Annotated in this window: 7 protein-coding genes; 4 read left to right on the top strand and 3 right to left on the bottom strand. The window is 44.2% G+C overall.

The annotated features are described in order from the left end of the window. Positions 1-5 precede the first annotated feature (5 nt). From FM019_RS16910 to FM019_RS16895, 4 genes are all read left to right on the top strand, one after another. Positions 6-1736: a contractile injection system tape measure protein gene (locus FM019_RS16910; protein ID WP_143837144.1), complete on the top strand. Its 1731-nt coding sequence runs from the start codon at positions 6-8 to the stop codon at positions 1734-1736. Positions 1737-1799: 63 nt separating this feature from the next. Continuing rightward, on the top strand, positions 1800-3143 hold the full coding sequence (locus FM019_RS16905; protein WP_143837143.1) for an ATP-binding protein: 1344 nt from the start codon (positions 1800-1802) through the stop codon (positions 3141-3143). A gap of 4 nt (positions 3144-3147) precedes the next feature. Next, a complete protein-coding gene (locus tag FM019_RS16900) occupies positions 3148-7851 on the top strand; it encodes a DUF4157 domain-containing protein (protein WP_143837142.1) in 4704 nt (1567 codons plus the stop codon). After that, on the top strand, positions 7820-10375 hold the full coding sequence (locus FM019_RS16895; protein ID WP_143837141.1) for a glycosyltransferase family 4 protein: 2556 nt from the start codon (positions 7820-7822) through the stop codon (positions 10373-10375). Before FM019_RS16900 ends, FM019_RS16895 begins: the two co-directional genes overlap by 32 nt. Here the strand turns inward: FM019_RS16895 and FM019_RS16890 are convergent. The 3 genes from FM019_RS16890 to FM019_RS16880 form a co-directional block, all read right to left on the bottom strand. After that, a complete protein-coding gene (locus tag FM019_RS16890; protein WP_143837140.1) occupies positions 10353-10736 on the bottom strand; it encodes a hypothetical protein in 384 nt (127 codons plus the stop codon). The two genes, FM019_RS16895 and FM019_RS16890, sit on opposite strands and share 23 nt — an antisense overlap. A 189-nt stretch (positions 10737-10925) precedes the next feature. After that, positions 10926-11642 (bottom strand): response regulator transcription factor, encoded by a 717-nt coding sequence (locus FM019_RS16885; protein ID WP_143837139.1) that lies wholly within the window; start codon positions 11640-11642, stop codon positions 10926-10928. A gap of 414 nt (positions 11643-12056) precedes the next feature. Next, the gene (locus FM019_RS16880; protein ID WP_143837138.1) at positions 12057-13409 is read right to left on the bottom strand and encodes a wax ester/triacylglycerol synthase domain-containing protein; all 1353 of its coding nucleotides are present in this window, start codon (positions 13407-13409) and stop codon (positions 12057-12059) included. Positions 13410-13477: the final 68 nt, after the last annotated feature.

Raw genomic sequence — 13477 nt, 5'->3', positions numbered from 1 at the left:
AAACAATGGCAAATTCGCAAGACAGCTTTGTAACAAAAATTCAAACACATGTGATCAGGACACAACGTGTAGAGTTGCGAGTTCGCGATCAGTATTCTGCCCAGCAAGCCCAATCCCGCATTGATGGGCTTAAAAAAAACGTTCTGACCCAACAATTAAATGATGTGTTTGATGCACACGTACCCCCTAACCTTTGCATCAACATTGACACGCTAACGCTGGAATTGGGTGATTGTCCGCTGGATGAAAACTTCGAACAGCAATTTGCACAGAAATTGAAGGAACAGTTGAGTCACTTTATACAAAATCTACATCTGCAAAGCGAAAGCGATGGTATAACGTCCATGCCGAATACCGACGTCATCGTTCAAGACAACGTGCAACGATCGCAAGACCTGTTGCTCTTCTATCTAGATCATGGCGTATTGCCTTGGTGGGAGAATAACCCAAATTGGGATATTCAAGCCCATTTCGACGAGCTTTTCACAAAAACACCCGAGGTATTAATAAGTCGTCTTGGCACTTTGCAAAACCTCGCACCGAATCTCAGACTGATCCAGCAACTCAACCCTGACCAAGTCAGCAAACTATTAAAAGCAATGGAGCGACAATCACAACTGCCACTGACTGCTCTGCAGGCCTATATCACTGAGCTGAAAACTTGGTTGAAAAAAGGTAGCCGTCAAGGTGATAAACTAGCCGCAATGCTTATGACTTTGAAAGCCGCTCAGACAAAGGTGCTGAATTGGCTAACCAATTCATCGAAATCGACGGCACTGTTAATCACCACCAATAATCAATACAGCAATCAAAATAGCCAAAGCATAACTTTTAGCCCGCAGTACATTAGGCAATTTATAGACATTATCAGAACAGATACTCAGGTGCCTAAATCATCGATTGCAGCACTAGTGAGATTATTCAATGCTAACCATTCCAGGCAGTGGGAATTCATCCCAGAAATAACAAAGTTTCTGTCACAAATTGACATTGGGGCTAGCCTCGACTCAGTCAAAAAAGACACTGAAATGGCGCCCAATTTGACTGAATCGCAAAAAGGCAGGTCGTCTGAGCAGGACAAGCAGAGCCCATTAGACACAAAAGACGTCCCCCTTTCTCAAATGGGCGATGTTGGCCTGCTCAATATAGCTGCAGCCTCAACTGAGCAATACGAAGCAATACAAACTGACCTAGATGAGCTAAATAATGCCCAGCAGCTACCCACCGAATTGCAGAATGCGAAATTCTACGTCAATAACGCGGGGCTTGTGTTGCTTTGGCCATTTTTAGGGCACTTTTTTCGCGATGTTGCACTCACCAAAGATGGCGAGTTTTCAACCTTTGAAAAACGAATTCGTGCAGTGTTACTCACAGAATATCTTGTCAGTGGGCAAACCACCTTCATTGAACATCAATTATTGCTCAACAAATTGTTGTGCGGCGTCGCCTTTAACCTCCCCACAGAAGTAAAAATCAAACTGACTAAAGAAGAAAGGCGTGCCTGTAGCGAGTTAATAAATAGCGTATTACACCATTGGCAGGGTTTGGGCAAAACCTCCGCTGGCGGGTTCAAACAAGCGTTTTTGCAACGGCAGGGAATACTTACACGGCACGACAACCACTGGAATATGTTTATAGAACGCAGCGGTTATGACGTGTTGCTTGAAAAATTACCCTGGAGTATCGGCGTAGTGTCGACCAAGTGGATGGAGGGACCGATCTATGTGGAATGGTGAGCATCAGGTCAGGCGTATCAGGGCACAAAACGCGCTTAACGATGGATTAAAATAGTGGACACGATGACGTTAGTAGCAAGTAATGCAAAAACACTGGACCAAGAACTCAATTGGTTTTCAGCGATGCTGATGGCCCGTATCGAAGATCGCACCAAGGAAACCATAACCGATATCGAAACTGATATTCAGCCACCTGATCTTGATCCCAACGACTCGATTTATGGCAACTTTATCCATCACTACCAAATGACCATCGCAGAGAGATTGCTTATTGTCCTCGTGCTTACGCCGCACGTCAGGCCAGAATTGTTAGACATATTATTCATGCTCAATACAACCAACCAGCGGGGTTTTACTGAATTTGGTGGTGTACAAGGAAAACTACACAGTGGATTTTTACCCACCGGAGAAACCGCCATGTTTTTATTGGCTGGAGCCAATTTACATGCGCGTTTTGAATATTTGGCACTATTTGAGCGTGATCACTTTTTTGCCAAGCACAATATCATCACCCTGGAGCCCGCGCCCAGCGGTGAGCCGAAGCTTAGTGGCCAACTGACTATCTCAAACGAGATAGTCGATTATTTAACTAAAGGAGAATTAAACAAACCTGACTTCAGTCAAGACTTCCCGGCAAAATTGATTGAAACTGAAATGGAATGGGATGATTTAGTGTTACCCACTACAACCCGCGAACAGCTCAGTGAGCTGATCATGTGGATGAAACACCAGCAAAAATTAATGGAAGAATGGGGGTTAGCGAAACGTCTCAAACCCGGTTACAAAACACTATTCTATGGGCCACCCGGCACAGGGAAAACACTTACTGCAACACTGCTGGGAAAAAAATTACAGCGCGATGTATATCGAATTGCCCTGTCGTCGGTGGTGTCCAAATATATTGGTGAAACCGAAAAAAATCTGGATAAGATTTTTGCTGCCGCAGAGAAAATGGATTGCATCTTGTTTTTTGACGAGGCTGATGCGTTGTTTGGTAAACGCACTAATGTTAGTGATGCACACGATCGTTACGCCAATCAAGAAGTATCCTATCTGTTGCAGCGAATCGAAGATTTTCCTGGTGTGGTGATCCTCGCATCTAATTTTAGCCACAATATAGATGATGCTTTCATGCGCCGATTCCAGGCGGTTGTGTACTTCCCGATGCCCAACAAAGAAGAGCGAAAACGGCTTTGGCAAGGGGCTTTGAGTATGCTTTCTCATTTGGAAATGAAATGGGACGTAACGGTGCTCGCCGACCGGTATGAGTTGGCTGGCGGCTCAATTATGAATGTTGTGCGTTATGCCGCATTGGTGACCATGGAAAATGAAGCCAAGGATTTGAAATTTGAAGATCTGGTCACCGGTGTTCGCAGGGAATTAACCAAGGAGGGCAAAACGCTTTAAGACTATGATGCAATCAGCGGCAAAAACTCACTCCCAACCAAGTGACTCAACCCGAGCCGCAGGCGCTCGGTTGCAAACAAAACTGAGTGTTAGTCGCAGCAATGATAGTCATGAACAAGAGGCTGACCGCGTGGCTGATACCGTGGTTAGCAGCCAAAATACTCGTGGAGGCTCCCCAAATCAAGCCGCTGCAACGGCCACCAAAGCCCCCATGATATCAAGGTTAGCCGACAGCGCACCGCGCACTAAATTGCAGCGCCGAGAAGAAGAAAAAGAAGAGACAACTAAACGAGACAAAATCCAGCGTCAGGAGGAAGAACCCCAGGCGAAAATTCAGCGTCAAGAAGAAGAAGCGCAAACCAAAGTCCAGCGGCAGGAGGATGAGCCCCAGACAAAAATCCAGCGCCAAGAGGAAGAAGAAGCCCAAACCAAAGTCCAGCGGCAGGAGGATGAACCCCAGACGAAAATCCAGCGCCAAGAGGAAGAAGAGACCGTTCAAACGAAAAGCGATGCAAGGGCTAACAAGCGAGATAAAAAACAATTCCCAGAGTTGAACCAGGTAGAAGGAAAACTCTTTGCCAACAAAGGCAAAGGCGAAAAAATGGATGATGAGACTCGCGTTCAAATGGAGACAGGCTTTGGCGTCGATTTTAGAGATGTGAAAATCCACAAAGATGGTGACGCTGTCGCGATGAATCGCGACCTCAAGGCGCAGGCCTTTGCACACGGTAAAGACGTATTTTTCAACGCCGGTAAGTACGAACCTGATTCTGTTCGTGGTAAGACCCTACTCGCCCACGAATTGACTCATGTGGTTCAACAAGGTGGCGCTGAGCAAAAAGTGTCCGAACAAAAAATTGAACAAAACAACGCAAAACGCAATGAACCTGTTCCCGACCCTACTGATAAAGAGACCGTTAAAAAGGAACAAGAAACTGAACAAAAGATTGAGCAAATTGATTCTCAAGTGGAAGGCGCAAATACGCCCCCAGCTAACGGCGATACCGGAAGTACAAAGTTAGATCAAAAAGCACCTGCCATTGATGCTGAAAATGCTGACAAAAAAGACGACAAAAAAGAACAAGGAAAAAAAGAAGATAGTAAGAAAGGAGAAGCAAAAAAAGGCGCTAAAAAACTGCGCAAAAAAGCAGCCAAATCTTCAGGTAAAAAAACTAAAGGCAAAGGTGCATCCTCAGGCGATGTGGGCGCTTTTTTGAAAAAAGCGACTCAAGCTGCATTCAATGCCAAAAGCCAAGGCATTAAAAAGCTCGCAGACGATCAAAAAACCAAAGAGTCTCCGGATAAAAAACTCCAGGACACCCAAAAATCTGTGGTCGCGCCAACGGATGAAAGTCAATCCAGAGCAAACGCATCACAAGTTGATAAAGTCGAAAATAAATCTGCACCTGAGCCTGACGAAGCTGGATCAAAACAGGCTTTCGACACCGCGTTAGAAAACGCTATTCCTTCTTCTTTGGAAGAAGTCGACAGCTTCAAGGAAGAAGGTAAAGGCCGAGCAGTCGGCCAAGCCGTAAAGGGTGTTGTCAGCGCAGATACCATTGAGGTCAAAAGCACTTACAAGGAAATAGAAGAGAGTCCAGAGCCGGCCCCAGCAGTTGAAGCTGAACCCTTGCCTGAACTTGAACAGGCACCTGAAACCGAGGCACTTAATCTGGGTGCGGGCATGGTCGGCGAAGTGCAAGACGAACACACTGACATGAGCAACTTCGAAAGCGAATCCGACGATATGCTCAAAGAAGAACAAATCAAGGACGAACACCTGGAAATGGTCGATGAGGGTGACCTAGCCGAGGCGAATAAGGAACGCAAAAAAGTCAAAGAAAATGTCAAGGAGGGCCCAAAACAGGTTAAAAAACTCGAACAAGATCAAAAACAGTCCGTCGCTCAAGAGCTGGCCAAGGAAGAACAAAGCGAAAAGCAAAAAATGCAACAAGAGCGCCAACAAGAGTTGTTAGGGGCGCAACAAGAGCAAACTAAAACAAAATCAAAATTAGAACTCAAAAGACAAGCCGTCACCGATCAAATCAATAGCATTTACGAAACTGCAAATACCACGGTTCAGCAAAAGTTAGAGAATTTGGAAACGCAATCTCTGAAAGACTTTGATAACGGTGAAAAAGCGGCTACCAACTCGTTTGAAGACAATGTTAAACGCCGAATGGACGCCTTCAAACGACGCCGTTATGACCGCTTTGGTGGCAGTTTATTGTGGGCAAAAGACAAACTCTTTGGGATGGATGAATTGCCCGAAGTAAAAGGCATTTTTGATTCAGAAAAAGCCCGTTTTGTGACGGCAATTGATGGCCTGGTTAAAAAAATCACAGCAGAAAATAAAAAGGTCATTCAGGAGTGCAAAGACATCGTCGCAGCGGCCAAAGTCAAAATAGAAAACTTTGTGCAAACTCTAGGCCCCGAACTGCAAGAAGTCGGGCAATCAGCGTTGACGGACATCAAAGGAAAATTGCAGGCACTGGACAAAAAAATTAACGACAAAGAACAAGCGCTGAAGAAAAAACTCGAAGAAAAACGTGAAGCAGCGATTAAAGCCATCGAAGAAAAAATTGAAAAGATGAAAGAAGAGATGTCAGGTCTGATATCCAAACTTGGCAACCTTCTGCTTAATGCCATGCTTAAGTTTTTTGAATGGGCATTGAAAAAAGCAGGTTTCGCCACAGACCAACTGATGGGCATTATCAATAAAGGTAAAGTGGTGATTAAAACGATCGTCACCGATCCAGTCGGCTTCATCGGCAATATCATCAAGGCGGTCAAAAAAGGCATCGGCCAGTTTGTTACCAACATCAAAAAACATCTGATTTCTGGCCTGATTAGCTGGTTAACGGGGGCTATGGCTGAGGTTCCCATCACCCTCCCAGACAAGTGGGACCTTAAAGGTATTTTCAGTTTGGTCCTGCAAATACTTGGCCTCACCTGGCAGCGGATCCGGATCAAACTGGTCAAGCGACTAGGCGAGCGTGTGGTGAAAATCGCCGAGACCACTGTCGATATTGTTAAAAAACTGATTACCGAGGGACCGATTGCTTTATGGGAAATGATTAAAGAAAAAGCTGCCGAGATAAAACAGCAAGTGATGGAGGGCATACGTAATTGGCTAATCGTCAATGTCGTTAAACAAGCCGTTATCAAATTGCTCAGCTTTCTTAATCCGGCTGGAGCCATTGTTCAGGCCATTTTAGCCATCTACAACACTATCATGTTTTTTGTGGAAAACTGGCAACGGATCGTAGAGTTTGTCAAAAGCGTGTTTGATTCTATTGGCAATATTGCCGCCGGTAAAATCTCTGCGGCGGCGTCTAAAGTCGAGTCGGCACTGGCGATGACCATTCCAATTATTTTAAACTTCCTGGCCCGATTGATTGGTCTGTCCGGTATTGGCAAAGCGGTCTCCAATATCATCAAAAAAATTCGAAAACCCATCGATAAAATTGTTAATAAAGTCATCGATAAAATTGTTGGATTTGCTAAGAACTTGCTCAAGAAAGCCAAAAAAGGCGCGGGTAAACTTAAAGACAAAGTGGTTTCTTGGTTTAACACCAAGAAAAAATTCAAAAACAAGGCTGGCGAAAACCACACCTTGTTCTTCAAGAAAAAGGGCAAAAAAGGCCAGATGATGATTGCTTCAACGCCGCAGACCGTTGAAAGTTACATCCAAGAAAAGAAAAAGCAGCTCAAAGACAATCCCGATCCGGTTCAGCAAAAACATCTTGATAATGCAGACGATAAACAGAAAAAAGCCGAAACCCATACGGTTAAACATCCATTTAAAAAATCCGATAAAGACGCCATGGTGGCGGACGTTGCAGCAACATCACAAGCTTTTGCCAAACTCAGTGGCGGTATTAACCCTGGCGACATTCCAGAGCCTGTCTGGAGCCCAGCAAGAGGTAATTCAGGTCCGGCCAGACCTTCAACAGTTAAGGTGGACAAACTGTCCAAAGGCAAATTAGTGGCCGGCAGTACACCTGTAGATACCAGCATCAATTCAGGCGTATCGGGATGGAAGAAAATCGCTCAAAAAGGGCTTACAACGGCCACCAATAAATGGGTGCAAATGCACTTGGTTAACGAAAGTATTGGTGGCGAAGGCAAGCCTTATAACCTGGTCCCTGGCCCTAATTCAGTCAATTCCGGTACTATGCGCTCGTTTGAATCTGTGGCTAAACGTTTTGTGACCGATAATGACAAAAATGTAGTGTGGTGGAAATCTACAGTCAGCTACCACGGTGGCACCTTTAAACCCTATGCCAAGTCGGTAAAAATGGAAGCGGGCCTTTACTTGCACAAAGGTGGCAAAAACTGGGTAAAAGATAACAAGCCTAAAATTAAGGATGTTTCCGTTGTGGAAAAACCTGATTTTTCTGCCAGCCAAACACCTAGCTTGTCCAGCGCATCAGGAACCCAGTTAAGTGCCATTGAATATAGCGGCGGTAAAGGACCTTTCTTCCCCTCTATCTTTACCGGTACAACGATGACAAGAATAAAAGCTGTTCGCAAACTATCAGGAGGGTTCGCCACGCGCTCAGCGTTTAACAGTGCGATTCGAGCCTACACACCACCGGATGTCGGCGCCAGAGGGTTAAAAAACTGGCAAGACACGGTGGAGACAAAAGTAATACCAAGTATTAAAACCTTGCATGAGGCCCAAAAAATTAAAATGGGTGGTTAGACAATTGGATTGGCAAGTCTTTAGGAATATTCATCAAGGCAGCAACATCATCGTCTGCGGATGCGGCTCTTCTTTAACTAGTCTTAAACATCCTAGTCGCTACAGCACTATTGGTGTAAATGACGTTGGGCGGCTGTTTACGCCCAATTACTTAGTCGCACTCAATCCTCCTCACCAATACAGGCTAGGTCGTTATCATTACGTGCAACATAGTCGGTGCAAATACGTATTTTCTCAATTGCCGCTGCCTCTTAAGTACAGTCAGCTTGTTAAGACGCCTCTAGGTGTTAAAGCAGGGGCTGACTTTCCACAAACGTCGGGTATCCACTACACGCAAAACTCCCCTTATTTTGCAGTCTGTCTGGCGGCGTTTATGGGCGCAAAACGTATTGGCTTGATCGGGGTCGATTTAACCGACAATCATTTTTTTGCCGACACGGGGCAGCACGTTTTGCAAAAAAAAGTACAGCAGATTGACCAAGAATATGGTGCTTTATATCAGTCATTGCAAAGTAATGGGATTGAGCTATTCAACTTAAGCCAAGACAGTGCGTTAACCTCCTTGCCCAAACAAAGTTTAGTCGTATTCGACGCCAATAGGTCCGGCAAGCTACAGAGCTCGACGAGTAACACGGAGAATCAATCTAAGGCGAAAGTGGTTAGGGTCAAACAAGCGCTCAATATTGTTCATGTTGGATTGACCAACTGCGCTGGCGCCTTGTGGAATCTGCACAATATGCTCAATCGGTATACGCCTCACCACAGTCGAGTCATCACGGCATCTCAAATCACCAATGGCAGGCGATACCCTAGAGACGTTTTGCTCAACGAAAATAATAAGGTGCAGCATCTGCTTGCTAGTGCAGATTTCGTGCATTTCCACAATTGGTTAGACAAAGACAGCCCACAAATGAAACCTTTTAGGAGTGCGCTTAAAAACAAGCCTGCCGTGTTGCAATATCACTCCGAACCTGAGGTGCTCAAACATGCGTTTCCTGGCAGAGATCTGCTTTATCGTAATGACATCACAACCTTGGTGGTTGCCCAAAAGCAGGCGCGATTTTTCCCAAATGCCATTGCAGTGCCCAATGCTTTAGATGTTTTTCTAAAAGACTTTTCTGTGCCCCCCCTAACAAAACAGACATTTACAAAGCGCAAACGAATGAAAGTGCTTTATGCTCCAACAGATATAAACAGCTATCCTGATTATGCGAAAACGTGCAGAGGGAAAGGCTATAAAGAAACGTCTTCGATACTTAGCCGCTTGGAGCAACAAAAACTTATCCGGGCTTTCACTGTCACCAACATGAGTTGGCAAAAGTTGTGTGAACTTCGTCGTCAGGTGGATCTTGTTATCGATGAATGTGTAACAGGTGGTTACCACCTAACGTCATTAGAAGCATTGGCCCAAGGCTGCATAACCTGTGCTTATTTAGACCCGACGACTATCCAGCTACTCAGTGACATTACCGGTTCGAACATCTCTGAATTACCCTGGCAAAACACGCCGATTGATTCGCTAGAAGTCATATTGGGAAGCTTAGCCAATCAAGATTTGACGCCTTTGAAAACGCGAAACCGACAATGGATGATAGACAATTGGGCCCCGGAGAAAGTCTTGTCTCATTACACCCAAATCTATTACCAGGAGATATATGGACATCAGACAAAGACAAGAGACGGTTTATTGTCCGTTGCGCCAACTAAGACGAGAACGCCAATAAAAACTGAAATTATGTGCAGAAAACCCATTGCCCCAGTTCGATATCAGTTAACCGGTAAAAAATCTCCTAGGACATCCGACGAATTTGCGCAAACTATCAGCTTGTCGCGAAAATTATTGGATAAAAGAAATAGTTGGCGCCAGAATGTGTGCCATATCATCGGCAATGGCCCTTCAGTTACGTCGACTGAATTATCTCTCATAGCTCAGAATAAAATCATCAGTGTCAATGCGGCGTCTCTACTGCATAAATCTATCGGCAGAGATGCAGATTTTTATTGTGTTAGTGACCGCAGATTTTTAACCGATGCCCGGGCAAGTGAGTATTTATGTGCCGCTAAAGGAAGTCACCATGTCTACGCGGGGTATTGTGATACTTTCCATTTATCCGATGAGGTAGACTTTGTGAGGATCCGTCGCGGGGATGGTATTTCAACCAATATCAGCTTTGGTTTTCATCATAATTGTTCGGTTATGTTGTTTGCCTCACAACTGGCCCTGTATTTAGGCTGTAGAACGCTTTTTTGGCATGGTTGTGAGTTTGACTATACCCTCGGCCGCTTTGATCCGGGGGACACCCGAAAGCACGACACTGGCACCTTCCCTAGGGTGAAAGCAGCTTCCTTTAAACTGGCAAACATTTTGCGCAGTCTAGGAGGACAACTAAACATTGTGGGTCCATCTAAATTAGTCGGTGATTTTGGTGAACAACCCATAAGCAACATTCGAAGTCTGACAGTAGATGATTTTCATCAACAATTCTCTGCGCAAAATCATTTTATGGTTGCGCCATCAAAATAACGTGAATCAGCTGTTCAGAGGTCAATTGACCGTATTTAACCATGGGTAAATGTGGACGATGCCATTCAAACGACTTACCCAAGTCAAGGATCCTTAAAACATTTGAAACAGGTAATAATGATTGTATTCGCAACAGCTCTTCTGCCGATGATTCAACCACCATAACCTCAGGTGGGTGCTCAGACCCAATGCGTAAAAACTCATCCAACGTTGAATAATGCTGGATCAGCGAGACATTTGCTCGCTGTTCACTCCATGCCCTATTCAGTATGTCACGCATCAAGGTTGCTAGCCCAACCGTTACTAGAGTCACATCCAATTTGCCCTTGCGGAAAAACCATGATGATAAACCAAAAAGCATAACGATAGCGCTCAGACAAGTAGGAGTTAAGGTCTAAAAAAGGCAGGAATTAGGAACCATAACCGACTGCTATAGTTCCATTTTAGGACCATTTTGAACCCTATGTATAACTTATACGAACCAAATCGCTGAGTCTAAGTCACGTGAAACAAGATTCAGAAATCGACTAGCTGCCTAGCACCAAACGTCTTAGCTATAATAACTATTGGTATTCTTTTGTATTTTGGCGGCAGCTTCACGCCGCGTGCTAACGTGCAACTTCTGCAAAATCTGGTGAACGTGATTTTTCACTGTGTTCGTTTCGATGTTCAAATTGCGCGCGATCTCTTTGTTAGATAACCCAGTGCCAAGCAGGTTTAACACTTTGGTTTGTCTTCGTGTTAACACTCCTAGATCATCGTCAAACAAAGAACCAACGTGGCTAGATGAATGCACGGAATCTTCTTTTAACAAAAGCTTTGCAATGCGCTTCGAGCACCAAAATCCATCATTGATGGCCGCGTCTATACAGTGCAAAAGATCATCAACTGAATCCTCTCTTGAAACAAATTCCTGACACCCTTTTGCTGCAAATAAGGACATATCATCTTTACACGCGCGCATTGATAACATAACAATATGAACGTCCGGGAATTGGCTATTTACGGTGCTGACAAGGTCGAGAGCACCTGGCATTGTAGCGTCAAGCAGCAGTAAATCTGCAGACAACTTGTCGCTGTTCTGGCCGAGATTTTGATGAGTTTCGTTTGAAAACTCATTACACGCATTTAAGACTGCGTCGAAATTGGATACCTTATCAACAATTACGATATTTGGATGTTGTTCGAGTAGATGGCTAATTCCTTCTCGATATATACAAGTCTCCACTGCAATGATGACACTGATACTTTCCATGTGTTTGTTCATCGGTCTGTCTCCGACTGAAATATTATTCCTGTATTAAACTTCAGTGAACAGCATGCGTCCTCTGTTAAGAACGACACTTGCTAATACAGCCCAAGATTGTCTTTTTCAAAGATGCCGTTAACCTCTTTGAATAGAAGATTAATTTTAGCGCTTTTTTCGGTAAATTAATAAGGCCTTTTGGTTATTTTTCGTACAGGCAATGAAAGGTATTGTATCTATTAGACTTTTAGTCTTATCAATCCATGATAAGTCACCGCAACCGAATTTTAAATGTCTGCTTTTAGCTACCATTTTCCACATTTTGCCTGACGATTGGGTTTTCATTGCATCCTATAATGCTTAACAACGAGTGAGGAAAACACTCTCCATCCACCCTACTCTATGCGTAAAATATGCAACTTTATAGTGTCGCATTTAGCTCAAATCAGATAAGCGTTCCAGCGTGTTAAAGGCCTCGTTGAAATATTCGCCCAGTGGCTGGCAATCCTTCACTAAGTCACTGCAGCTTACAACACCAATATTGATATTATCCTGATAACTAATCAGCGAAATATTAAACCCTCCTCCTGGCGGTACGATCGATATGGGATGCACAGACGCGATTTGATGTTCACCAAGATAGAGTGTTTGTTCTGGTCCTTTTAAATTTGAAAGTAAGAAGTTGTTAATTGGACGGGACCAATGAAACAATTTTAATATCTCGAACAGGATCCCTAATGACTGATAGAACATCGTGTAGTGCATCAGTGACAAGGGGGTGAATCGGTGGGCAATTTGCTTTGCTTGACTGTCAGAGTGTTTTATTTGTTCGAGTTTGTCGAGGGGATCTGAATCTTGCTTGGCAAGAGGTAAAAGCACTATGGCGATTTTATTTCCTTCGCTTTCGTCACCTTGGGCGCGAACATTAATTGGCATCATACACACTAGTGGATCTTTTGCTGCAAAACCCAATTCGCGCAGAAAACGGTTTACGGCAAGGTCGCTGCAAGTCAACAATAAATCGTTAATTGACGAATTAGATTGACGAGAGAGTTTAGTCATTCTGGCCAAGGGTATTTGTAGAGTCGCGACCGAGCGACCATATCTGACTTGTCCATTTATTGGAGTTTTACTGGCGCTAAACGGTAAAGTAAAAAACCTATTGGTTAGTCTGAGCATTTTGCCCACAACTGACAGTAAAATAATCGACATGTGATACGTCGAGCGGCAAAAGCTAACAAGATGATAACCAAACCTTTTAAACGGTGATTTTCGTCGCTCTTTTCTATTGCGATCTTTTTCCATCGTCCAAAATGGCCGAAGTTGCTCATTTGGCTTTTCGCTAAAACTCCCCATCACTCGTTTGAGCAACATGACACCATCACCATACGCGTGGTGAACTTTTACATAGATGATAGAGACTTGACTAGATTCGCTGTAAATAACATGGCATTGCCAAAGGGGTTGTGTCCGATCCAGCAAAGATTGATGCAATTGACCAATGAGCTCGTCAACCAGCGCAGCGTTTTCTGTGTCAGCAATGTTATGCAACTGAATGTGGTATTCCATATTCAGTTGCGCAACACTTTGCAACCTAACGGGCCAGCCCAAACGACTTTTCACGATACAATTAAATGGCGTAAAGGCTTGCGTAAAAGAGCGCAACTTGGTAACCAGGTTGACGATGTTTTCGCTATTTTCACGAGCATGCAACAGGATACGACCCGCCACATGTTTTGGGCTTGCCTCTGTCTCGGTAAAATAAAAGGCCCTGTCCATCAAATGCATGAATAATATATCCCAAAGTTATGCCAATGAAGAGTCAACACATCATCGCCTTGCTGCCAAAGTCCCAC

It is taken from the genome of Aliiglaciecola sp. M165, from assembly GCF_007197995.1.
In the GTDB taxonomy this organism is placed as follows: Bacteria; Pseudomonadota; Gammaproteobacteria; order Enterobacterales; family Alteromonadaceae; genus Aliiglaciecola.
This window is presented reverse-complemented; position numbering and strand designations above follow the sequence as displayed.

Coding starts and splice junctions, on each gene's coding strand:
- FM019_RS16910 (WP_143837144.1), top strand. CDS start 6: ATGGCAAATTCGCAAGACAGCTTTGTAACAAAAATTCAAACACATGTG.
- FM019_RS16905 (WP_143837143.1), top strand. CDS start 1,800: ATGACGTTAGTAGCAAGTAATGCAAAAACACTGGACCAAGAACTCAAT.
- FM019_RS16900 (WP_143837142.1), top strand. CDS start 3,148: ATGATGCAATCAGCGGCAAAAACTCACTCCCAACCAAGTGACTCAACC.
- FM019_RS16895 (WP_143837141.1), top strand. CDS start 7,820: ATGAGGCCCAAAAAATTAAAATGGGTGGTTAGACAATTGGATTGGCAA.
- FM019_RS16890 (WP_143837140.1), bottom strand. CDS start 10,736: ATGCTTTTTGGTTTATCATCATGGTTTTTCCGCAAGGGCAAATTGGAT.
- FM019_RS16885 (WP_143837139.1), bottom strand. CDS start 11,642: ATGAACAAACACATGGAAAGTATCAGTGTCATCATTGCAGTGGAGACT.
- FM019_RS16880 (WP_143837138.1), bottom strand. CDS start 13,409: ATGCATTTGATGGACAGGGCCTTTTATTTTACCGAGACAGAGGCAAGC.